Origin of the sequence: Myxococcus faecalis (genome assembly GCF_050039385.1) — a bacterium.
GTDB classification, from domain to species: Bacteria; Myxococcota; Myxococcia; order Myxococcales; family Myxococcaceae; genus Myxococcus; species Myxococcus fulvus.
The window spans coordinates 1,556,407-1,579,972 of record NZ_CP144336.1 but is presented as its reverse complement, the minus strand read 5'-3'; the positions used below and the strand labels follow the sequence as shown (position 1 = coordinate 1,579,972).

14 protein-coding genes are annotated in these 23,566 nt (G+C 70.2%); 5 read left to right on the top strand and 9 right to left on the bottom strand.

Annotated elements, in window-relative coordinates; genetic code table 11:
* Positions 1-10: 10 nt before the first annotated feature.
* From VZQ01_RS05950 to VZQ01_RS05940, 3 genes are all read left to right on the top strand, one after another.
* Positions 11-1,609: a phytoene desaturase family protein gene (locus VZQ01_RS05950; RefSeq protein WP_267697069.1), complete on the top strand. Its 1,599-nt coding sequence runs from the start codon at positions 11-13 to the stop codon at positions 1,607-1,609.
* Positions 1,606-8,787 carry an SDR family NAD(P)-dependent oxidoreductase gene (locus VZQ01_RS05945; RefSeq protein WP_426747119.1) on the top strand — a complete coding sequence of 2,394 codons (7,182 nt, stop codon included), beginning with the start codon at positions 1,606-1,608 and terminating at the stop codon, positions 8,785-8,787. Before VZQ01_RS05950 ends, VZQ01_RS05945 begins: the two co-directional genes overlap by 4 nt.
* A gap of 83 nt (positions 8,788-8,870) precedes the next feature.
* Positions 8,871-10,301 carry a hypothetical protein gene (locus VZQ01_RS05940; RefSeq protein ID WP_426747118.1) on the top strand — a complete coding sequence of 477 codons (1,431 nt, stop codon included), beginning with the start codon at positions 8,871-8,873 and terminating at the stop codon, positions 10,299-10,301.
* On the opposite strand, the gene VZQ01_RS05935 is transcribed toward VZQ01_RS05940, so the two are convergent.
* From VZQ01_RS05935 to VZQ01_RS05920, 4 genes are all read right to left on the bottom strand, one after another.
* Positions 10,292-11,497, bottom strand: coding sequence for an acetyltransferase domain-containing protein (locus VZQ01_RS05935; RefSeq protein ID WP_426747117.1), 1,206 nt, complete (start codon positions 11,495-11,497; stop codon positions 10,292-10,294). The two genes, VZQ01_RS05940 and VZQ01_RS05935, sit on opposite strands and share 10 nt — an antisense overlap.
* A gap of 294 nt (positions 11,498-11,791) precedes the next feature.
* The gene (locus tag VZQ01_RS05930; protein ID WP_223748940.1) at positions 11,792-12,409 is read right to left on the bottom strand and encodes an LURP-one-related family protein; all 618 of its coding nucleotides are present in this window, start codon (positions 12,407-12,409) and stop codon (positions 11,792-11,794) included.
* Between the two features lie 125 nt (positions 12,410-12,534).
* A complete protein-coding gene (locus tag VZQ01_RS05925) occupies positions 12,535-13,305 on the bottom strand; it encodes a trypsin-like serine peptidase (RefSeq protein ID WP_223748941.1) in 771 nt (256 codons plus the stop codon).
* A 4-nt stretch (positions 13,306-13,309) separates the two neighbouring features.
* A complete protein-coding gene (locus VZQ01_RS05920; RefSeq protein ID WP_223748942.1) occupies positions 13,310-14,080 on the bottom strand; it encodes a zinc-dependent metalloprotease in 771 nt (256 codons plus the stop codon).
* A gap of 591 nt (positions 14,081-14,671) precedes the next feature.
* Here VZQ01_RS05920 and VZQ01_RS05915 point away from each other — a divergent pair.
* Positions 14,672-15,382, top strand: coding sequence for a hypothetical protein (locus tag VZQ01_RS05915; RefSeq protein WP_426747116.1), 711 nt, complete (start codon positions 14,672-14,674; stop codon positions 15,380-15,382).
* An 8-nt stretch (positions 15,383-15,390) separates the two neighbouring features.
* On the opposite strand, the gene VZQ01_RS05910 is transcribed toward VZQ01_RS05915, so the two are convergent.
* From VZQ01_RS05910 to VZQ01_RS05895, 4 genes are all read right to left on the bottom strand, one after another.
* Positions 15,391-15,795 (bottom strand): hypothetical protein, encoded by a 405-nt coding sequence (locus tag VZQ01_RS05910; protein ID WP_426747115.1) that lies wholly within the window; start codon positions 15,793-15,795, stop codon positions 15,391-15,393.
* A gap of 18 nt (positions 15,796-15,813) precedes the next feature.
* Positions 15,814-17,190 (bottom strand): exonuclease/endonuclease/phosphatase family protein, encoded by a 1,377-nt coding sequence (locus VZQ01_RS05905; protein WP_426747114.1) that lies wholly within the window; start codon positions 17,188-17,190, stop codon positions 15,814-15,816.
* Positions 17,191-17,535: 345 nt separating this feature from the next.
* Positions 17,536-18,714, bottom strand: coding sequence for a hypothetical protein (locus VZQ01_RS05900; protein WP_426747113.1), 1,179 nt, complete (start codon positions 18,712-18,714; stop codon positions 17,536-17,538).
* 234 nt (positions 18,715-18,948) lie between these two features.
* Entirely contained in the window at positions 18,949-19,899 is a 951-nt protein-coding gene (locus VZQ01_RS05895; protein ID WP_223748947.1) for a DMT family transporter, read from the bottom strand.
* A gap of 71 nt (positions 19,900-19,970) precedes the next feature.
* Between VZQ01_RS05895 and VZQ01_RS05890 the strand changes: the two genes are divergently transcribed.
* Positions 19,971-20,756, top strand: a complete 786-nt coding sequence (locus VZQ01_RS05890; RefSeq protein ID WP_426747112.1) for an AraC family transcriptional regulator — start codon at positions 19,971-19,973, stop codon at positions 20,754-20,756.
* 12 nt (positions 20,757-20,768) lie between these two features.
* Here the strand turns inward: VZQ01_RS05890 and VZQ01_RS05885 are convergent, their stop codons facing one another.
* A complete protein-coding gene (locus VZQ01_RS05885; RefSeq protein ID WP_426747111.1) occupies positions 20,769-23,114 on the bottom strand; it encodes a patatin-like phospholipase family protein in 2,346 nt (781 codons plus the stop codon).
* Positions 23,115-23,566 lie beyond the last annotated feature (452 nt).

Below are 23,566 nucleotides of genomic sequence, written 5' to 3'. Positions count from 1 at the left end.
GTCCACCGCCATGGGATTGCTTTCTCGACGCGTCGACGCGTCCGCCACGGGTGCGTCCTTCGATGTCATCTTCATCGGCTCGGGGATGGGCTCGCTGGGCGCGGCGGCGATTCTGTCCCGCCATGGCCTGAAGGTGCTGGTGCTCGAGCGTCACTCCGTCGCCGGAGGCATGACGCACACCTTCCAGCGCAAGGGCTACGAGTGGGACGTCGGCGTGCACTGTCTGGGCAGGCTGCACGAGCCGGACGAGCCCCTGCGGCGCGTCTTCGACTTCGTCACCGAGGGCGCGCTCGGCTGGGCGCGGATGGACCGCGTCTACGACAGGCTCGTCTTCGCCGACCGGCGCCATGACTACGTCACCGGCGCGGAGGCGTTCGAGGCGGAGCTGTGCGGCGCCTTCCCCTCCGAGCGCAAGGCCATCGCCGCGTACGTGCGCCTGCTGCATGGCGTGAAGCGGGCCTCGCTGCGCTACTTCATCCAGCACGTGCTCCCCCGGTGGATGACGCCGCTCACGCATCCCGTGCTCGGTTGGCCCTTTCGCCGTCACTCCAACCGCACGACGCGGGATGTGTTGTCCTCGCTCACGTCGGACCCGCGCCTGCTGGGTGTGCTCACGGGGCAGTGGGGGAACTACGCGCTGCCTCCGGCGGAGAGCAGCTTCGCTATGCACGCGCTGGTGGCGGAGAATTACCTGGAGGGTGCGTGCTACCCGGTCGGTGGCGCGGGCGGCATCCTGGACCACATCGCGCCGGTCATCACCCGCGCGGGCGGGCAGGTTCGCGTCCGCGCGGAGGTGAAGGAGATCCTCGTGAAGGATGGCCGCGCCCTGGGCGTGCGCCTGACCGACGGCGAGGCGCTGCGTGCCCGGTACATCATCAGCGGCGCGGGCGCGGCGCAGACCCTGGGCTCGCTGCTCCCGGAGCCCTGGAGGCCGCCCGAGGTGACGCGGGGACTCCAGCGGATTCCGCAGTCCATCGGTCACCTCGGCCTGTACCTGGGCCTGAAGGGCGCGCCCGACGAGGTGGCCCTGCCGGCGACCAATGTCTGGGTCCATGCCGGGTATGACCACGACGCGAACCTGCGCGCCTTCACGCGGGACGCCTCGGCGCCGCTGCCTGTCGTCTACCTGAGCTCGTCCTCGGCGAGAGACCCTTCGTGGGCCCAGCGCCACCCGGGGCGCTCCACGCTCACCGCCCTGTGCCCCGCGCCCTATGACTGGTTCGAGAAGTGGGAGGGCACGCGCTGGCGCCGTCGAGGGGCCGAGTACGACGACCTCAAGGCCCGGCTCTCCGAGCGCCTGCTCTGCGTCGTCCTGGAGCAGTTCCCGCAGCTGAAGGGGCGGGTGGAGTACCAGGAGCTGTCCACGCCGCTCAGCACGGCGCACTTCGCCCACCGACCGCGCGGCTCCATCTACGGATTGGAGCACAGCCCGGAGCGCTTCCGACAGCCGTGGCTCCGCTCGCGGCTGCCCATCCAGGGGTTGCTCCTGGTGGGACAGGACGCCGTCTCGGTGGGCGTCGGCGCGTCGCTGATGTCCGGGGTCCTCGCCGCTTCCATCGTCCTGCGCCGCAACGTCCTCGGAGACCTCCTCCGAAAGGATTCCCCATGAAGCCCTCGCTCCGATTGTTCCAGACCCTGTTGCACGGTGCCCTGCGAGGCCGCGTGGGCCCGCTCGAGGAGAGTGTCACCCGATGGCGCGTCCTGCCTTCGGACCTGGACCTCTTCGGCCACATGAACAACAGCCGCTACCTGGCGATGATGGACCTGGGGCGCGTGGACCTGCTCGTGCGCGCGGGCCTGTTGCCCCAGGTGCTGCGACACCGGTGGGTGGTCCCCGTGGGAGAGACCTCGCTCCAGTTCCGCGACTCGCTGCGCCTGTTCGAGTCCTATGAGCTGGGCACGCGGCTGGTCTCCTGGGACGAGCAGTGGCTCTACTTCCGGCAGGAGTTCCGACGTCCCTCGGAGCCCGGGCGTCCGGTGGTCACCGGTCACGTGCGAGCCGTCTTCCGGGACGCGAACGGCACCGTCCCACCCGCGCAGGTCCTGCGGAGCGTGGCGGGCCAGGACGTGCCCGTTCCCGTCGTGGTCCCCGAGGCGCGGCGGAGCCCCGGCCGCGCCTCTCCAGGTCGCGTGGACGCGGCCCCCGCGCGCGAGCCGCTGGCCATCGTCGGCATCGGCTGTCGCCTGCCGGGCGGCATCGAGGACACGGACGGGTTCTGGAAGGTGTTGATGGAGGGGCGCGAGTGCATCGTCGACATCCCCGAGGGGCGCTGGGACGCGAAGAAGTTCCACGATGCCTCGGGCCGCGCACCGGGGCGCACCTATGTGCAGCGCGCGGGGTTGCTCCAGCAGGACCTGCGTGAGTTCGAGCCGGGCTTCTTCGGCATCACCCCGCGAGAGGCCAGCACGCTGGACCCGCAGCAGCGCTTGATGCTGGAGGTGTCGTGGGAGGCGCTCGAGGACGCGGGCCTGCCGCCGAGCACCCTCGCGGGCAGCCGCACGGGGGTCTTCGTCGGCGGCTTCATGATGGACAACCTCATCCTGCACGCGAGCCCGGACAACCGGGAGCGGCTCGACAGCCACTCGGCGACGGCGAGCACACTGACGATGCTCTCCAACCGGCTGTCGTACTTCTACGACTTGCGAGGACCCAGCGTGTCGCTGGACACGGCGTGCTCCTCATCGCTGGTCGCGTTGCACCTGGCCTGCCAGAGCCTGTGGGCGGGCGAGAGCGAGGCGGCGCTTGTCGGAGGCGTCAACGTCCTGCTCCTCCCCGAGACGCAAATCACGATGTCGAAGGGACGGTTCCTGTCTCCCCGAGGCCGCTGCCACGCGTTCAGCGACCAGGCCGACGGCTACGTGCGCGCGGAGGGCGCGGCGATGCTCGTCGTCAAGCCGTTGTCCGCGGCCCTGCGGGACGGCAATCCCATCCACTCGCTCATCCTGGGCACGGCGGTGAACCAGGATGGACGGACGCCGGGCATCACCGTGCCCAACGCGGACGCGCAGGTGGCGGTGATGCGAGAGGCCTACGCGAAGGCGGACGTGGACCCGTCGCGCGTGGCGTACGTGGAGGCCCATGGCACGGGCACGCCGGTGGGTGACCCCATCGAGGCGCGCGCCATCGGCACCGTGACGGGCGCGGGTCGGACGGGCCCGGAGCGCTGCCGCATGGGCTCGGTGAAGACGAACCTGGGACACCTGGAGGCCGCGGCGGGCGTGGCCGGCGTCATCAAGGCGGCCCTGGTGCTCGAACATGGCCTGGTCCCGCCTCATCCGCATCTGGGACGGGTGAACCCCCAGATTCCGCTCGAGACCCTGGGGCTGCACATCCCCACGCGTCCCGAGGCATTGCCACGAAGCGCCGAGCCGCGCTTCGCCGGTGTGAACTCGTTCGGGTATGGCGGAACCAACGCGCACGTCGTCCTGGCGGAGCCGCCGCCTCGCGCGGCCGTGTTGACACCCAAGCGTCCCGAGGGGCGTCCGCACCTGCTCGTCCTGGGGGCGAAGTCGAACGAGGCGCTGTCCGCGCTGGCGGAGCGGTACGCGGCCTGGCTGGAGGAGGGGCGCGCGGCGCCGGAGCAGCTGTGCCGTGACGCGGCCGTGCACCGCTCGCATCCACGCCATCGCCTCGCCCTCCGAGGCGCGAACCGGGAGACCCTGGTCCAGTCGCTGCGCGCCATCGCGCGAGGCGAGCGGGATGTGCCGGGGCTGGACTTCGTCGCGGACCCGGTCGAGGCGCGGCGCAAGGTGCTCTTCGTCTACACGGGCATGGGGCCGCAGTGGTGGGCGATGGGGCGACAGCTCCTGGCCACCGAGCGCGTCTTCCGTGAGGCCGTTGAGGCGTGCGATGGCCTCTTCCGCGAGCTGGCCGGGTGGTCCATCGCGGAGGAGCTGAAGCGCGACGCGGCGTCGTCACGCATCACCCGCACGGAGGTGGCGCAGCCGGCCAATGCCGTGTTGCAGGTGGCGCTCACGCGCCTGTGGGCATCGTGGGGCGTCGTGCCTGATGGGGTGGTGGGACACAGCATCGGTGAGGTCGGCGCCGCATGGGCCTCGGGGGCATTGGACACGCGGGAGGCGCTGCTGACCGCCTTCCATCGCAGCCGGCTGCAACAACGGGTGGCGGGGCAGGGGGCCATGCTGGCCGTCGGTCTGGGGCCGGAGGAGGCGCTCGAGTGGGTCCAGCGTCATGGCCCGGGTATCGCCGTCGCCGCCATCAACAGCGCGCGCTCGGTGACGCTCGCGGGGGCGCGGGCTCCGTTGGAGCGTGTGGCCGCGGAGCTGGCCGCCGCTCAGCGCTTCAATCGGTTCCTCCAGGTGGAGGTGCCGTATCACAGCCCCTTGATGGACCCGCTCCAGGGAGAGCTGCTGGAGGCGCTGGCCGTGCTGCGCCCCAACGCGCCGCGCCTGCCCATCTACTCGACGGTGTCCGGGCGGCTCATGACGGAGCCCGAGCGCCATGACGCGACGTACTGGTGGAACAATGTCCGGGGCTCGGTGCGCTTCGCGGACGCACTGCGCGCCGCCGTGGAGGATGGACATGGGACGTTCATCGAAGTGGGGCCGCACCCGGTGCTGGCCTCGTCCATCCGGGACGTGTCGAGCACGGCGGGCGTGAAGGGCGAGGTGCTCGCGTCGCTCGTGCGGGAGGCTTCCGAGCAGGAGACGATGACCTCCGCGCTCGGGCGGCTCCATGTCCTGGGGGTGGACGTCGCCTGGCGTGGCTACTTCGGCCCTGGGGCGTACGTCGGTGCTCCGAGGATGCCCTGGCAGCGCAAGGTCTACTGGGGGGAGAGCGTACGCTCCGAGAGTCGACGCCGTGCCTTCGGAGGACACCCGCTGCTGGTGGATTCCGAGCCGGGCGCCTGGACGGCGGAGTTGAGCCTCGCGGCGGTGCCCTATCTCGCGGACCATCACGCGGCGGGGAGTCTGCTCTTCCCGGGCGCGGGGCATGTGGAGCTGGCGCTGGCGGCGCGACATGCGCTCACGGGGGATGCGCGTTGCCGTATCGAGGAGCTGGAGTTGAGCTCGGCGGTGGTGCTCAGCCCTGAGACGAGCCCGCGTCTTCGGCTGGGGTTCTCCGCGGAGACGTCCCGTTTCGTCGTTCAACGACAGGAGGAAGGGCAGCAGCCCGTGGTCTGTGCACGCGGGAGGCTGATGTCGTCGGGGCGGGGCTCGCGCGTCGTGGAGGTGGCGGCGCTCCGTGCGCGCTTGCCGGAGTCGACGAGGCCGGAGGCGCTCTACGCGTCACTCGAGCGCGGAGGGCTGCGGTATGGACCTGCGTTCCGCGTGGTGAGTGCACTGCATCGCGCTCCGGGGGAGGTGCTCGCGCGACTCGACCTGCCGGCCGGAGTGGACACGCGGGGATACCACCTGCATCCCGTGCTGCTCGACGGGGCGTTCCACAGCCTCATCGCGGCCGCGATGGATGACGCGGACCACGACATCGTGCCCACGAGGGTCGACTGCATCGAGGTGCTGATGTCGCCGGGACGGACGCTCTGGTCCCATGGACGGCTCCGCTCGGTAGGGGAGGGGACGTTGCGTGGGGACATCACCTTGCTGAGCGAGGACGGTGTCGTCGTGGCCGAGGTCACGGGCTTGACGTGCCGAATGTTGCCGAGGGTTCGCACGGACGAAGCGGTGCTCCTGGAGCGCTCGGTGTACTCGCGACGATGGGAGCGGTTCGAGCCCTCGGAGCCAGTGGCGCGCGAAGAGGTGACGTGGGTGGTGATGGGCGGTGCGGTACCTGGGACGAGTACGTCGCAGTGGCACGCTGTCTCCGATGCCACCGCACTGGATGCGACGCTCACGGCTCTGCCCGAGAGTGCCAAGGTGCGGCTCGTGGACCTGCGCTGGCTTGCCGCCACGCCCGAGAGCGAAGCGCCGGTCGCACGAGGTGTGGACGCGGCCGATGCGCTGCTTCGGTGCATTCAAGCCCTGCGTCCAGGGCGCATCGACCGCTACTACCTGGTCACCACGCGCGCCGAGTTTGTCGAGCCCCTGTCCGACACTGCCCACCCGACTGAGCGGCTCGATCCTGGTCAGCTCGGGGAGCTCTCTGTTGAGGATGTTCGCACCACGCGTGTCGCGTCTGTGTTGCAGTCATCGGGCGTTGCCCAGACATCCGGGCGGAGTCTCGTGGGTCGACCCATGGACAGCTCGGGTGGAGATGTCCTCCCCACCCGCGCCGAGTCAGTCGAGCTTCTCCCTGACGCCGCCGGTGCGCCTGGCCTGCGCCGAACCGGTCCGCTCAAGAACCCTTCAGACGAAAAGCGCATCGAGGACGCGGTGGTCGAGGCTCAGCGCGCGGTGCTCCATGCTGAAGCGGCGCCTGTGTTCGGACGCGATGCCACGGGTTCGTCCGGGCTCCTCACGAGCGGACTCGCGACACATCGGGAGCTGCCGTCGCTCTGCCTCGCGCCGCTGCTGGGGCTCGCCCGGACCGCGATGACGGAGCGGCCGGACCTCCGACTCACCGTGGTGGACCTGGACGCAGAGCCGTCGAGCATCGAGGCGTTGCTGCTGCGCCTGAGCGGGCTCGGCATGGAGCAGGAGGTCGCCGAACGCGAGGGCCTGTTCCACGCCGTTCGGCTCGTGCGCGACACGCTCACGCCTCCCACGGAGGCGCCGCAACTGGAGCCGGTCCCGGAGGGAATGGGGTACGAGCTGGTCCTCGGCAAGGAGGGACAGCTCGACACCCTCGGCTTCGTGGCGAAGGCGCGACGCGCCCCCGGCCCCGGCGAGGTCGAGCTCGAGGTGGAGTCCACGGCGCTCGGCTTCAAGGACGTGATGAAGGCCCTGGGCCTGCTCTCCTCGCGCGTGACGCGGGACACCTATATCGGCGAAGTCATCGGCATGGAGGGCGCCGGGCGCATCAGCGCGGTGGGCGAGGGGGTGACGGGCTTCGCGGTAGGGGACCGTGTCTACGGCGTGGCCCCGGGCTTCATCGCGTCACACGTGGTGCTGCCCGCGGGGAACGTGGTGAAGCTCCCCGAGCACCTGTCCTTCGAACAGGGCGCCAACCTCATCGTCTTCCTGACCGTGTACCACGCGCTCATGCGGGTGGCCCGGCTGCGGCGGGGCGAGCGCATCCTCATCCACGGCGCGACGGGCGGCGTCGGGCTCGCGGCCATCGAGGTGGCCCGCTGGTGCGGCGCGGACATCCTCGCGACGGCGGGGAGCGAGGAGAAGCGCCAGTACCTGCGCGACCAGGGGCTCACCCACGTGAGCCACTCCCGTGACACGCGCTTCGCCGAGGACGTCCGCGCCTGGACGGACGGGCGCGGGGTGGACGTGGTGCTGAGCTTCTCGCCGGGAGAGGTCGTGTCTCGCAGCGTGGAGTGCCTGGCGCCCTTCGGCCGGTTCATCGAGCTGGGCAAGGCCAGCTTCGAGCAGGACGAGCTGCTGCGGCTGCGCCCGTTCAACGAGAACCTGACGTACGCGGCGGTGGACTTCGACCGGCTCCTGCGGAGTCGCCCCGATGAGGTGCGCCAGCTGTATCAGGAGGTGCTGGCCCGCTTCGAGGACGGCAGCTTCCGTCCCTTGCCCTCCCGCTCCTTGCCCGCGAGTCAGACGGAGGACGCGTTCCGGACCCTGGCGCGAGGTCAGCACATCGGCAAGGTGTGCATCTCCATCAAGGACCCGGGGCTCCGAGTCCGCCCCCCCGCGCGCAGCCCGCGATTCTCGTCGGAGAGCACCTATCTCGTGACCGGTGGCCTCGGAGGGTTCGGGCTGGAGGTGGCGCGGTGGCTCGTCGAGGAGGGCGCTCGGCACCTGGTGCTCGTGAGCCGCAGGGGTGCCCGGTCCGAGGAGGCGCGCGCCACCCTCGCGCAGTGGCGCGCGCGAGGCGTCAGCGTCCAGGCCCTCGCCGTGGACGTGTCGAGCCGTGAGGCGCTGGAGCAGGTGTTCACCCGAATCCACGCGGGGCTACCGCCGCTCCGAGGCGTCTTCCATTGCGCCACCCTCCTGGAGGACAAGCCGCTGGAGCAACTGGACCGAGGCTCGCTGGAGCGGGTCCTGGCCGCCAAGGCCCAGGGCGCGTGGAACCTGCATCAGCTGACGCGGCGGCTGCCCCTGGAGCACTGGGTGGTCTTCTCGTCCCTCTCGTCGCTCGTCGGCAACGCGGGGCAGGGGGCCTATGTCGCGGCGAACGCGTTCCTGGACCAGCTCGCGGTGCACCGACGCCAGCAGGGCTTGCCGGCGACGGCGATTCAATGGGGGGCGCTGGGGGAGGCCGGGCTCGTCGCCCGTAACGCGAGCGTGGCGCGCCACCTGGAGCACCTGGGCCTGCGAGGCCTGTCCACGCGCGCCGCGCTCCAGGGGCTCGGGCACGTCCTGGAGGCGAGGCCCGTCCAGCTCGCCATCGCGGACGTCGACTGGCGACGATGGGGCGAGGCGCTCGTTCCCTGGAGCGGCGCGAGGCGACTGGTCGGGCTGATGGATGCGCCCGCTGGCGCTCCCGGCCTCGGACAGCACGGCGCACCCGCGTCCGGGGCCTTCGAGGGCATGGACGAGGACACCCGACGTGGGCACCTCCTCCAGGGTCTGACGCGAATCGTGGCGAGGGTCATGCGCACGCAGGAATCCTCGCTCAACGTCACCCAACCCCTGAGGGAGCTGGGGCTGGACTCCATCATGGCCCTGGAGTTGGTGACCGCCGTCGAGCGCGAGCTGGGGATGAGACTCTCCACCCTGGAGGTCGTCAGCGGGCCGTCCCTCCGAGAGCTGGCCGCCCGGCTGTCCGCTCCACGCCAGGAGCGTGCCGCGAGCCTCGCCGGCTGAGGGCAACCTTCCGTGAGGTCCTGGCGCTCCATGGCCAGTGCGTTCGGCCTATCCTCCTCCGCAGGAGGCTGAGCCGACCGCCCATGCCGAAGTACACCGTGAACCTGTCCGAAGTGCCCGAAGGTCATGAGCTCCCCCCACTGCTCCAGAAGGTGGGCGAGTGGGTCGGCAAGCAAGACCATGGAACCCTGGGGTGGTTCGATGGGCTGGTGGTCGAGGCGGTTCCGAAGGAGTGGAGCCCGGAGAAGGCGGACCGTCTTCGCGCCGCCGCCTTCTCCTTCCTGAGCCTCGCGGACGGCTCGCTGCTGCTGTTGGTGAAGCCCGGTGGGAAGGCGCCGCCCGCCGTGGCGCTGCTCGGCTCCGAGGGTGAGACGCAGACCGTCGCCAACAGCCTGGAGGAGTTCCTCGCCCTGTGGTCCCAGGGCGAGACGGACATCCACGACCTCGACGACGAGGAGGCCGGGGCCGGACGCGAGGCCCTGGCCGCCTGGTTGAAGAAGCACAAGGTGAAGGCGCCCAAGACGGCGGAGTTCGACTTCGCCGCCTGGCTCGACGGTGACGAGAAGCCCTCGGCCCCGCGGCCTTCCACCTCCGCGCCCGCGTTCACCCCCACCGACGTCATGGCGAAGCTCGGCCCCAAGACGCGGCAGGTGGCGTCGGTGCTCGGGCGTCGCGCGGATGCGCCGGAGGTCATCACCTACGTGACGGAGGTCCTGGGCAAGAAGCTGCCGGCCTCCACGAGCGAGAACAAGGACTCGGTCAACGTCTCCGCGCCCAAGCAGGGCATCGAGCTGGTCCTGTCTCACGACATCCTCCACGACGCCTTCCCGCCGGTTCCGAAGACGGCCAGGTCGTTCATCCCCTACATCTCCACCGCCTGGGTGCGGTCCGCGGTGGGCGAGGACGTGCTGGGCGTGTCGTGGAAGGCGAAGTCGGAGGCGGAGGTCACGAAGGTGCTGGGGCCGCCCACGGGCCGCAAGGCGAGCTTCGCGGACGAGGACGAGCTCAACGTCGCCTTCTGGCTCTACCCGCTCGACACCGAGGGGCTCCTGGAGCTCGAGCTCGAGTTCGATGACGGAATCACCGCCACCCTGTCGGTGAAGGGCTCGGGGGACCTCGCGCGGTATCCGGATGTCACCACCGGACTCTTCGTCGGCTACGCGGTGACGCGGGGGCTGCTGGACACGTCACGCTTCCCCGCGCACCAGGCGCTGCTGGCGAAGATTGCCCGGCGGGAGGCCCAGGGCTCGGAGCTGGTGAAGCAGGCGATGCCTCGGGGCCTGTGGACGGGCCACCTCCGGGACGAGCCCGCGCTCCAGACGCTGCTGTGGCGCTGGTTCCACAACATGAACGACCTGTGGATCAAGAAGGACCTCATCCACGTCTTCGGCAAGCGCTCGACCGAGAGCGGCCACGACGCGCCGAAGCTGGCCGACGACACGTGGGACGCCGTCGACAAGGCGGCGCCCGTGCTCGACAAGCGCTTCGCCGCCTTCATCCGGCCTCAGAGGTAGCTCATCCAGGGGCTGCGCGAGCGGGCCTTGAGGCGGGCGAAGGCCCGGCAGGCGAACCACATGGGCACGGTGGTCACCGCCGCCAGCAGCCAGAGCGAGCCGACACCGGGGAGGCTGAACAGCGTCCCCTGGTTGGGGCCGAGGGCCGCGAGCGCGAGCCGGTTCAGCGCGTGGAGCAGGTAGAGGTGGACGACATAGAAGAACAGCGGCGCCGCGCCGAACACCGCCAGCGTCGTGCTCAGGGGCTCCGGCGCCAGGTCCAAAAGCGCCAGCAGCGCCGCGCCCACGCCCAGGGTCAGCAGCAGGAAGTCGAGCGACGGTGGGTACTTGGTCAGGTTGAGGAACGACATGACCGTCTCCAGCGGCGTCGCGCCGACGGACCACGGCAGGGGCTCGCCGTAGACGTTCACGAGCCTGAGCACCCCGAAGAGGGCGAGCGCGCCGGCGGACGCGAGCAACAGCCACCGGCGCCGCGTCGTCGCCTGGACCTGGGACGAGAACCACGGCCCCACCGCGTAGCCCAGCGCGATGACGCCCATCCACGGCAGCACGGGATAGGACGTCTTGAGCCGCGCGCCCCACGGCAGGTCGATGAAGCCCCGGTCATGCAGGAGCGCCCACCAGGTGTGCCCCGGCTCGCCCGCCGCGAAGTGGACGGGGTCCAGCAGGTTGTGGCCCAGAAGCACGAGCAGCGCGAAGCCCAGCAGCGCGGGGCGGGGCAGGTGGAGCAGGGTGGCCAGCACCATCATCGACAGCCCGATGGCTCCGATGACCTGGAAGTAGTACGTCGGCGGGAGCAGCTGGAACGTCCACGCGAAGTTGACCACGGTCAGCTCCAGCACCAGCAGGAACAGGCCCCGCTTGAACAGGTAGCCGGACGCCGCGCGGCGCCCTCCATGCCGCTGGCCGTAGAGCCAGGCCGCCACGCCCGTGAGGATGACGAAGACGGGCGCGCACAGGTGCGCGGCCAGCCGGGTGAAGAAGAGCCCGGGCGGCGTGGTCGCCAGCACCACCGGGTCGCTGACCTGCGCGTGGAGATAGAAGTACTCGCGCACGTGGTCCACCAGCATCAGCGCCATGACCAGTCCCCGCAGGGCGTCGATGCCGAGGATCCTCCGGCCCTTCGTCGTCACCAGGCTCGCCGCCGGGGGCTCCAATGAGGGCAGGGCGGTGGACATCGTGGCGGGTGCTGTCATCGCGTTCACTCGAACGGGAAGGCCGCGCCTCCGAGCGATACGGCGGTTGGCTGCTTCCCTGTCGTGGTGGAGGAGGGCGCTCGGGGCCCGTCGATAACAGCCGGCAAGGCGCCTCACTCCCCAAAGCGGCGGGAGGCTTCCATGGGCGGCCCCGTGTCCCGGGAATCCCTGTTCCTGAGTTACAGTTGAATCATGGTGGCGATAAGGCGCCGTTGCCTCGGGGCGCCCGGCTGCTCGTGGCCTCGCCGCGCCGGCGAGGGGTCCGGTGAGTGGGGCCGGACCCCGTGCGGAGCGCTACTGCTGACGGCCCTCGATGGCGCACATGAGCACCGCCGCCGCGATGCCGAGCCGGCGGTCCAGGCGGTTCTGGAGGTCCATGCCGAAGTCGAGGTCGATCTTCTGGATGAAGGGGTTGAAGCGCTGCTTGAAGGCGAGGACCTGCGCGCCGCCCACGGTGCCGGTGAAGGACTGGGGGAGCAGGTTGGTGAGGAAGCGGCGCACCAGCGCCAGCATCATGCTGTCCTCCTCAATCTTGCCGATCTCCTGGTCGTTGGTGTCCAGCACCAGCCACTCGTCGCGGAGGATGGAGCGCAGGCCCTTGCGGCGCAGCGCGCCCACGCGCTCGCCCGTGGACGCGTCCGTCACGTCGTACGTCATCCCGAAGTCGAGGATGCCGCGCGCCTTGATGCTCAGCAGCTCCTCGCGCATCTGCTCGTCGCCGTAGATGCGCAGGTCCTCCTTCAGCTTGAAGGCCTTCATCTTCGAGTAGAACGCGAGGTTGCCCGCGGCGTCGTAGATGTGGAACGCGCCGCCGAACAGTTTGAAGAACTGCCGGCGAATCATGTAGGACGACTGGCCGAAGCGGCCGAGGGCCAGGTGGCTGGCGGGACGGTTTTGGAGGGCGGTAGACATGCCCACCCCCTTAGCAAAGTTCGCACGCCCGCCGCACGCCAGCCCGCTCGGGATGTGACCCGGTAAACCCGGGATGCGGGCAATCACGTTCCGAGCGCGAGCCCGAGCGTAACCTCGGGACGGCTTCAGCGCTCGACGAGGTCGGCTGCCTGGAGGTACTCGGAGGCCTCGACGATGGCGCTCGCGGTCCAGCCCCGGTTCGCGCCGCGCCCCGACACCTCGCAGTCGCCGTCGGTGTGGATGCCCAGCACGTAGCCCTGCTCGTTGAGCACCGCGGCCCCGGAGCTGCCCACCAGGGTGTCCAGGTCCGTGTAGTAGACGAGCCGGTTGCACGCGTCGGCGTAGCGCCCCTCGGCGATGACCTTGGGCGAGCCGCGCGGATGCTGGATGACGGCCAGCCGCTCGGTGGCCAGCGTCGTCAGCGGGACGGGCGCGGCGGTGGGGAGCGTGTCGAGCAGGATGAGGGCATAGTCCGGCGCGGCCGATTGCTCGATGACCGTGCCCTCCGTCATCAACGGGTCGCCGTCCGCCTCGTCCTCGAAGTTGAACACCACGAAGGAGCGGTCCCCGAGCCCGACACAGTGGCCCGCGGTGAGCACCACCGGCCCCGCGCTCGCGGCAATCAAGGTGCCGGTGCAGCTGCCGTTGATGAAGACGACGGCGTCCTCTCGCTCCTGGATGTTGGCGAGCGCGCCCTGGTAGCGATTGATGGGCGTGAAGTCGAGCGACGGGCCACACTGCGTGAACGCGGTGACACCAGCCGGCTGCGGCTCCTCGCAGACCTTCAGTTCATAGGGTGCGGGCACCGAGCCCCCGCAGGCCCAGAGGCCCAGGAGCACGGTGCCCGCGAGGCGCGAACCCCAGGGTTTCAGGATGGAACCGAGGGGTCGCGTCATGGGCTCAGTACAGCGTGGTCAGCGCGGTGCGGTCGCTGCTGGTGAAGTTGCCCGTCTCCGACGAGCGGAAGCAGGAGTTCATGATGGAGCCGCCCACCGTCGCCGTCGTCGGCGTGCCGGTGATGTGGATGGCGCCGACGCCCGCCGTGCCCTCGTTACCACCGGAGCCGCAGCTGATGGCGCGGTTGTAGTAGTCGGAGTGACGGAAGCCGACCGCGTGGCCGAGCTCGTGCGTGATGACGTGCTCGTTGACGCCCGCGCTGTAGCTCTGCAGGCCCGTGCCGATGTTGATGGTGCCGTACGGACGGCCGCCGGAGGGGAAGCCCGCCGAGCCACCCGCGCCGGACATCGTCGTCGCGGTGATGTTCGCGCTGCAGCCCGTCGTCGGGCCCACGGCCATCGTGAAGCTCAGGCCGAGCGCGTTGTAGTTCGCGACCGCGGCCGTCAGACCGGCCTTGAGGCGGGAGTAGCTGTTGAACGAAGAGGTGGGGTTGACGCAGATCTTCGTGATGCTGCTGGAGACCAGGTTCGTCGTCCGGTACTGCTCCACGTGCGTCACGGGCTGCAGCATCTCACGCGAGGCCTCGAGCGTCACGTGGGCGTCGCGGCCCACGTACACCAGACCGTCGACCTCCATGATGTCGTCCGCCGGGAAGCCGGCCTCGACCAGGTTGGCCTTGATCTCCTCATTCTCCAGCTGCGTGTCGCCGGTCTCGGAACCACAAGCCGCGAGCACGCCACAGCTCACCACGAGGACTGCCGCTCTCTTGAACATGGTGCTTTTCCTCTGATGATTCGGGGGGACGCGCCGCCGCCTGACCTTCCCATCAGCCGCGGACGGCGCGCTCGTCCCCTCAGCAACTGGCGGGCCACTCGGCCGGCAAGAGTGGGGAAGCTCTCAAATCTAGATTAACCTGGAGTATCCGCGCTCCAGGTTGCGGGGTCCGAGGTGTAAAGAGGCCTGACGCAGGCTGGGTTAAAGCACCGTCTCACCAGCGCTTTTTGTATTCACAGGGGAGCGCCCGGTTTTCGGACAGCGGTGTCTATGAATCAGTCATCCACCGTGGGGTCTCAAAAGCCCGTGAATACATGGGGTATCACGGACCCCCGGGGGATGCACCGCCGGACGAAAACTGCTGTCTTCATGCATCCAAGTCCAGCTGACGCCCTGGGTCGACCCCGCGGGTGTGGCTTCGAGCACCGCACGCCCCCCGCGGGATTTTTCCAGCGGGGGGCTGCTTTACGAGGGACTCGGGGGAATTCTAGGTTCCGCTGGAAAAATCCAGATCAACGAGCGGTGTATCGCCGGCTCATCAGGATGCACGTGAACCTCCTCCTCGCGCGTTTCTCCCTTGGATGTCTGCTGTTGGCCCCCTTGTCCGCGTGTGACTCCAGCGCGGAGGACGACAACCCCGGGGGCGGCGACTCCGCCGTGACGGGTGTCTGGAATCGCTTCGGCAGTGAGTACGGCTACAAGACGGACGTGGCCTATGGCGGCATCGCCGGCCAGTCGTCGGACCGGGTGTACATGTGCGAGCTGCCCGGCTCGCCGTCGGCGGGGCTCTACAAGGGGCGGCTCATCGGCCCCCGGATGATTCGCTGGGATGCGACGCACAACCTGCCCGACTACGAGGTCGTCTTCGAGGGGCAGACGATGCGCTTCCGGCCGCAGAACGGGTCGAACACGTTCCTGGGCCAGTACCAGAAGGGCGCCTGGACGCCGGGCGCGTGTGATTTGTCGATGGAGAACGGGGAGCTGGTGGACCGCTCCTCCTCCGCGTACGTCCGCTTCGACAACGACGGGGACTTCAAGATCAACAGCGTCACGGTGGGCGGCGAGCCCTTGCCCATCCACAACCGCGACACGTGCAGCGTCACCACGCTCATCCCCGCGGGGACGGGGGACAACGGCCTGCTCACCGTGTCCATCAACTACAGCGGCGTCGGCGTGGACGGCCCCTACCGGCGGACGCAGAACCACACCCTGTACCGCTCGGACTTCAAGCCGGACTGCAACAAGCTCGCGGTGGAGATTGGCTGCGGCGCGCTGGCCGTCTGCGTCTACGTGGCGCCGTAGCCTGCGTGTCACTCGTACCAGGTGGGCACGAGCGTGCGCACCTGGGGCAGCGCGGCGACGCGGCAGAGCCGCTCCCACGCGGCGGGCGTGAGCGCGCCGTGTCGGGCCTCGCAGTCCTGCGCCTCCAAGGGCAGCAGCACCAGGACCTCCGAGGCCGTGTCGCACGCGGCGCGGCCTCGCGAGGCCAGGGCGCGCGCGCCGGGGGCGAGCGCCTGGACGCGGGCGAGCAGCGCCGCGTCGCGGGCCGGAAGGCACAGCTCCACCGCGCCGTCGTTGCGACAGCCCGCCTCACGGGTGAAGGCGAGCTTCTCGGTGGGGCACGCGACGTTCGCGGAGGCCGCCGGGTCGACGGGCGTGGTGGCGCACGCGGACAGTCCGGCGAAGAGCAGCACGGCGGCGGTGAGGCGAGGCATGGGGAGGCTCCGGACGCGTCAGCGGAAGGACTTCACGTAGTTCGCCATGATGGCGGGGTGGTCCGAGTAGAAGTGGTCGTTCAGCGTGCGCGACAGGGAGCGCGTGTCCTCACCCAGGAGGTTGATGGACTCGGTGTCCACCTGCTCCTGGTTCACGATGATGCCTCCCATGTAGTTGTTCTTCGCGTTCGTGTTGGAGTGGGAGACGGTGTACGTGGGGTGGATGTTCCCGTCGGAGCCCTCCTGGAAGGAGAACCGGTTCGGGAAGAAGCCTCCGCCCAGCTCGAACGAGTCCATGTTCAAATCCCCCAGCAGCACGTCCACGTTGTTGTCGTGGGCGAAGCGGGCCACCTCCTCGAGCGCCTTGTGCTTCTTGTCGTCCTTCGTGTGGCCGGTGTAGCCCGCGTCCAGGTGCACGCCCGCGACCTCGAAGTACACGCGGTACTCGGGGACGATCTTCTGCACGCAGAGCCACTTCTCGGGGTGGTTGACGCCCTGGCGGATGAGGCCTCGGGCCTCGTACAGGACCTGTGAGGAGAACATCTCGTCGCGCAGGACGTAGGCGGAGATTTCGTTCTTGGGGTCCACGTCGGGGTCGAGCAGCGTGCGGATGCTGCCGATGCGCCGATAGGTCAGCTCCGGGCACGGGCGCAGCTCGTCCGGGAAGGGCGCGCCCTTGAGCTCCTCCGACAGGAAGATGACCTCGGGCACCAACTGCGTGAGCTGCTTGTGCAGGTCGTAGGGGCGCCTGGCATGGAGCCGCTTCCACTCCAGCACGTTGGTGGCCTCCTGGATGTGCTTGAGGACGATGGCGTCGTAGTTGGCGAGCACGTCGTCCTCCTCCAGGAACCCCGACTTCTTCTCGAAGGGCGTGTGGTGCGGGTACGGCCTGGTGTTGAACGCGGCGAGCGGCTGGAAGCCGCCCACGTTCTGCAGGGGCGCGAAGTTGAAGCCGCCCGTCGGGACGAGGTTCCCCTGGAACGTGCCCTGCTTCGCGTTGTCCTTGTAGAACTTCTTGCCCGCGTCGAAGGGGATGAACAGCGTCATGCACTGCAGCGTCATCACGCTGGGCTCGGGGATGCTCGCCGTGTCATCCAGGGTCATCATCTGCGACGGGGGCGGGGAGGACTCCCGGACCGGGTCCAGCAGGGCGCTCAGCAGGCTGCCCGACGCCGACCGCCGAAGCCGGACCTGTTCCCGGCGCGCCTGCTTCATCGACTTGAAGGTCTTCTGGATGCGCGCGTCGTGGGGGGACTTCTTCAGGTCCACGTACGAGGGCTTCTTCCGGATGGGGCCGGGCTTCGCGACGTGCGTCAGACAGCTCTTGCAGAGCGTCTTGCTCTCGAACTGGAAGACGAAGACCTTGCGGTGACACCTTCGGCACTGGATCAACATGGGGGCTCGCGTTCGGGCCGGGCGCGGGGGCGGCGGTGCGCAGTCCCCTGTGCAGCCGGTGTGCCTGGACCCACCGCCTCCTTCTTCCAGGAAGAAGCAGGAAGTCGCCCGGCCTTGCGCGCGTCGGCCCGACATCCCGTGCGAGCCACGTGCGACGCGGAGGCCGTGCGGGCGGCTCGGGAGCCGCTGCGCGTGAGGTGGCTGCGTCCGGGGCCGACGCGGCCCGCGTTCCAGTGGCACGCGCCCGCTCATCGAGGGAGCGGGCCCGGTCGTCCGCGTGGGCCGCCGCGGATGCCAGGGCGACACCTCACCCGCGGGGGGCGGGTGAGGCGCCGCCGGGGCGACTCAGGGGCTGAGGGGGTAGCAGTAGCTGTAGGTGCGGTCGATGCCGCCACCCGAGAGCGGGTAGTAGACGTAGCCCAGCTCCTCGCCCGGGCCGCAGTCGGAGCGGGCGCGGGTGTAGGGGTGGCACGTCACGACCGCGGGACCGGCGCCATCCACGTCGGAGCAGCTGCCCCGGGCGCCCTCGACGCCGCAGAACTCGGTGAAGCCTCCGGAGCACGGCTGGCCGATGAGCGCCGGGTCGAACGCGAAGCCGTGGCCCTCCAGCACGGACTGTTCGGTGCACAGGCCATAGACGCCGCAGACGGTGCCCGAGGGGCAGCCGGGGTTCGCGGCCATGAAGTCACACGTCTTGAGGCACTGCGCGTCGTCGGAGACCAGGTCCGTGCACGCGAAGCCCTGCTCGCAGTCGGTGGTGGCCAGCTCGTACTCGCTCGCCGCGGCGGTGCGCGTGCACGACTCGCCCTGCGTCTTGGTGCCGAGCGCGCGCTCCAGCGTCCCGTCCGTGCCCGCGTAGTCGTCCGCGACGCAGGCCGTGTCCGGCAGGGCGCTCGTCGGCGAGCCCTGACGCGGGTCACACCCGCCGGGGCGCAGGGTGTTCCAGGTCGCGAAGCGGAGCCACCGGCACTCGCCCCCCTCCACCACGGCGGAGCCCGTGTAGGGGCCGGAGCGGGGCGCGGCGAGCACCGACTCGCGCAGCACCACGTTGGACAGCGCGCCCAGCGTCTGCTGCGGCGACAGCTGGAGCGCGAGCAGCAGCGCGCCCGAGTCCGCGACGAACAGCTTCTGCGTCGTGGTGCCGATGTCCTGGTAGCCGAAGACACACTGCTCGCAGGTGAAGGTGTTCGCGCCGCCCGCGGCCAGGTTGTAGAGGCCCGGCGCCGTGTTCATGTCCAGGCGGATGCGCAGCTCGTCGCGCGTGGTGCCGCCCAGGTTGGTCAGGTCGCCGCGGAACGTGGGCTGACGCTCGTACTGCACCGGCGTCAGCTGGATGCCATTGAACGTCTCCCCGAGCGTCACCTCCGTACAGCCCGCGGGCGGCGTGAGGAAGCGCGCCTCCTGCTCGGCGGTGAGGACCGCGTCCTGCGGTGTCACGGGCGCCGGGTCCTGGGCCTCCTGGCCACAGCCGATGAGCCCCGACAACAGCAGCGCGCCCCAGCCACCACGATTCACGAACTTCATCTTGGATTCTCCCATCACGGTTGTGTGGAGCCGAAGGCCGCGACGACACCGTCCCGATTCACGGTTCGTGGGTCATGCGCTGCGCTCGGAACGGAGCCGGCCCGGCTCGCACATCCGATGAACGGGAAATCGCGTGAAATGTCGCAAGCCCGCGTGCGTGGCCTCCGGAGGTGCTCCGGGCCACGCGGCGAGTGAATCCGCTGGCAGTGTATCCAGGGTGCTGTTGAACCTGGATTACGGAACGAGCCGACCCGGCCGGAGGCCCGCGGCGGGGGCGGCCGTGCGCGGGAGTCCCGGCGCGCTGACGATGAGGATGCCCGCGAGCACCAGGGCCGCGCCCAGGATGAAGAACAGCCCCACGGGCTCTCGCAGCACCAGCCAGCCCGCGGTGACGCCGAACACGGGCGTCATGAACGAGAACACGGACAGGCCCGAGGCGAGGTAGCGGCGCAGCAGCCAGAACCAGACGAGGTAGCTGGCGAAGGACACGATGACGCCCTGGAAGAGCAGGCTCGCCCAGGCGGTGCCCGTCATGGAGAGGTGGCCCGTCTGTCCGGTGAACAGCGCGATGGGCAGCAGGAGCGCGAAGCCGCCGAGCAGCTGGTAGAGCAGGGTGTGCGTGGGGCGCGCCTCGGAGAGCGACGAGCCGCGCACCACCACGGTGGTCGCGCTCCAGGACAGGCCCGCGAGCAGCCCCAGCGTGTCGCCCCAGAGCATCCGCGGGGTGATGCCTCCCTGGAGCCAGCCACCGCCGAAGGCGAGCATGATGCCCGCGAAGGCGACCAGGATGCCCACCCACTGCACCCGGCGCAGCCGCTCCGAGGGGATGCGCCAGTGCAGGCCCAGCGCGGTGAAGACGGGCGCGGTGTAGAGGAAGACGGCGATGTGGGAGGCGTGCGTGTGGCGCAGGCCCTCTCCGATGAAGAGGAACTCGGCGCCGAAGAGCACGCCCGACAGCAGGCCGGGGCGCCAGGTGCCGTCACGCAGGTCCAGTCGCTCGCCGCGCAGCAGGCACAGCAGGCCCACCAGCAGGGCGGCGAGCCCCGAGCGCAGCGCCATCTGCGCCAGGGGTGGGATGTCGGACGCGGCCAGCTTGATGGCCACCTGTTGGATGCCCCAGAGGGCGCACAGGAGGAGCATCGTGGCGAGCGCGAAGCCATCGACGGGTCTGCGAAGCGTGCTCATGCCCTTGATATGGCGTGTGGCGGGCTTGATTCATATAGCTTGAACCCGACAACCCATGCCGAGAAGCCGCCATGGCCGAGCAGCTCCAGGTTCCTTTCTCCACCAAGCTTCCGCACCCCGTGTATTTCCGCACGGCGCGGCTGCCCGCGGCGGCCACGTATCCCCGGCATCACCATCCGTGGGGTGAGTTCGTCTACGCCTTCAGCGGGGTGATGGAGCTGGAGCTGGCGGGCAGCCACTACCTGGCGCCCCCGCAGTATGGAATCTGGCTGCCTCCGGACGTGGAGCACCGGGGGATGAACCGCTCGGAGGCGAGCCACTGCTCGCTCTACCTCACGAAGGCGCTGTGTCGGGGATTGCCGAGGACGACGTGCGCGCTGGCGGTGAGCCCGTTGGTGAAGTCGCTGTTGGAGCACCTGCGCGAGCACCAGGTGGCGTACCCGCGCACGAGCTCGGAGCGGCGGTTGATGCGGGTGCTCATCGACCAGCTCTCGCTCGCGCCGCCGCAGGGCAGCTACCTGCCCATGTCCGACGACGCGTTGCTCGGCGAGGTGCTGCGGGCGCTGGTGAAGGCGCCGGCGGATGGGCGCTCACTGGCCCAGTGGGCGCGCCAGGTGCACACCACGGAGCGGACGCTGGAGCGGCGGTGCCAGCAGCACCTGGGGTTGTCCTTCAGCGAGTGGCGTCAGCGCCTCCGGGTGGTGAAGGCGCTCGCGATGCTGGAGGAGGGGAGCGCCGTGGAGGTCGTCGCGCTGGAGCTGGGCTACTCCAGCGCGTCCGCCTTCATCGCCATGTTCCGCAGGATGACGGGGACCACGCCGGACAAGCTGCGGGGCCACGGGCTCGCGACGTCGTGACGGCGCGCCCGCTCAGAGCCCCAGCTCCACGCCGATGCCCGGCGCGACGGACCACAGCGTCTCTCGCGAGCGGGAGCCGGGGTACCACTCACCGATGAGCTGGACGCGGAAGCGCTCCAGGATGGCCACGCCCACCAGGGCCTGCACGACGGCGCGGGAGCACGCCGTCACGCGGCTGGCGCCTCGGCCCTCGCAGCCCTGGGTGCCGTAGCGGTCATTCGCGCTGAACATCCAGCCGGCGCGCAGGCTGAAGCGGCTCTGCGCGAGGAAGGACTGGTCGGTGCTCGGCCGGAACTCCAGCCCTCCGACGGGCGCCAGCGCGAAGGACTCCTCCGTCCCGGAGGAGAGCACGTCCTCGAGCCCGCGAAAGCCAAGGGCCGCCGTGAAGCGCAGCCCGGTGGGCAGCTGCTCCTCGAACGCGGAGATGCTCACGCCCACCTCGCTCTGCACCGGCCCCATGGTGACGTGCAGCACCGTGCCCGGCGCGGCGAACGCCACCGTGTCCGCGGCGAGCTTGCCCGCGAAGCTGACCATCTGCCGGTCGTCGCCCGACTGGACCTCGGTGAGCCGGTTCACCGCCGCTCCGAGGGACTGGCGGATGCGGACGATGGCCAGGTCGCCCCGGCCGCGCGGCACGCCCAGATCCCGGAAGCTGAACCCATACGCGCCCAAAAGGCGCATCGAGTAGTCGAGCTCCGGCTCCTTGGGGCTCTTCCTCCAGTCGGGCCACTGCTCGGGTGAGACACCGGGCACGCGCGGGGGCGGCTCTCCGGCCATGGCGCGCTCGCAGTGCAGGTTGCGCCAGGTGGCCTCCATGTTGCCGGTGCCCGCGCTGGCGCAGGCGTCGTAGAGCTGGTCGAGCGACACCTGGAGCAGCGCGCGGAAGTCGGACAGGGCCTCTCCCTCGCAGACGCGCGGGGCTTCGGCGGCGCCGTCGTACACCGCGCGCATGCAGATGAAGGGGGCCCAGCTCCCGGGGTCCTGGGCGGGCTCGTCGCGGGGCCGGGCGAACGGGTCCTCGCCCTTCGTCACGTCGAGCAGCATCCGCCGGGCGTCGTACATGCCCAGGTAGAAGTCGAACGTGCGGAACTCCGTCTCGAAGAAGCCGAGGAACGCGAAGAGCGGCGCGCTGGCGGCGGGGAAGTGGCGCCGGGGCAGCACGAGCCGCCGGGCGATGTCGGGCTCCTCCTCCAGCAGCAGCGACAGCTCCTTGGAGCGCGCCGTGTCCACGAGCGCCGCGATGATGCCGCTGAGCTCGGTGGGCAGGGAGCGGGAGGTGGCGCGGGCCTGGGCGGGAGGGAGGACGGGGTACTCGGTGGCGTCCGGGTCCACGAACGCGAAGGCGATGCCCTTGGGCGTCTGCCGCACGCCGGGCGTGGGGACGTCGCGCCACTGCAGCCTGCCGTCGACGGAGTGGAGGCCGTCGCGGGCGAGCCCCACCGCGAGGCGCAGGGGCGCGTTGTCGAAGATGCCACCGTCGATGTAGCGCTCGGTCCGGGCCTCCCTGGGCAGGCACACGGCGGGGGATTGGGACTCCTTGGCCACGCAGGTGGACAGCTCGTGCGGCGGGAAGGCCACGGGGAAGGACATCGACGCGAGGATGAGGTCGCGCAGCGCCTGGAAGCCGATTTCGCCCTGCTCGTCGGTGACGAGCAGCGGCTCCATGCGCCGGCTGCCGGGCGTCGTGTAGTTGGTGGCGGAGGGGGGCTTGCCCGGGCCGCGTCCCCGGATGCGGATGGCGAACTTCTCCTCGATGCGGGGCAGGGGCATGCGGCCGTTCGCGGCCATGAGCACGCGGGGCTCCACGCGCGTGGTGGAGACGCCGAACACCACGTCACAGGACGTGCTCAGCCCCTGGTTCCAGGCCTTCTCGATGTCGGCGGCGCCGCGCTCCAGCCACTCCCGCGAGAAGACGCCGAGCGGGGAGGTCGACGCGGGGATGAAGAGCTGGTTGAAGCCGACGGGCACCCACGTCCGCCAGAACAGGGATTGGTCCGGGGGCGGCAGCTCGGCGCCACAGGACGCCATCACCGCGAGCAGCGAGTTCAGGCTCCCGGCCGAGGCGCCCGTCAACAGCCGCAGGTCCACCTCCTGGCTGCCCTGGGCCGAGGCGAGCGCGTAGTACAGGAAGCCCGCTTCGTAGACCCCCAGCGACACGCCGCCGCTGACGGTGAGCGAGACGGCGGTGGCGGTGACCCCCGACTCATCGAGGGGAATCGGCTGGGCCTTCGCGGGCGTGCCGCCGAGCAGGCACAGCCCGGCGAGGACGAGCGCCGTCGTGGAGCGGGAAGGGCGAGGGGCGGCGGTGACGTCGTTGGATGAAACACAGCCCGGCGTGCCGGGAACGGCTGAACCCATCCGGCGACCGTAGACCCGGGCCTCCCCGGGTGCATCAAGCTTCCGTGTCGGGACGTGTTGCTTCCTGGACACGGCGCGTGGAAGCCCAGGCGCGCGCCGCGTCCGGGGCCCATGGGCCCTCCGCGCGGAGCAGGGCTTCGCGTGAGGCACCGCGAAGGCACGATGGCGGTCGAACAGGTCGTGCTCCATCCCGATGAGGCTCCTGGCCCGGCGTTTCACCGCGCGCGGGGTCGAGGATGACCACGGCGGCGAGGAAGCGCCCGTCGGCCATGGCGGGGCCTCACACGAGACACCCCGGTGGCTGTCTTCACGCCGGTGGCGGACTCGCGCAAGTCCTCGTCCGTGCGTCCGTTTCACGGGCTCCGGCGTCGGACGATGCCGCTCACCCAGACATACCTGGGTCGCCGCCGCATCACTGGGAGCGTGTCCTGGGGCCGAATAGGCTTGTCTTG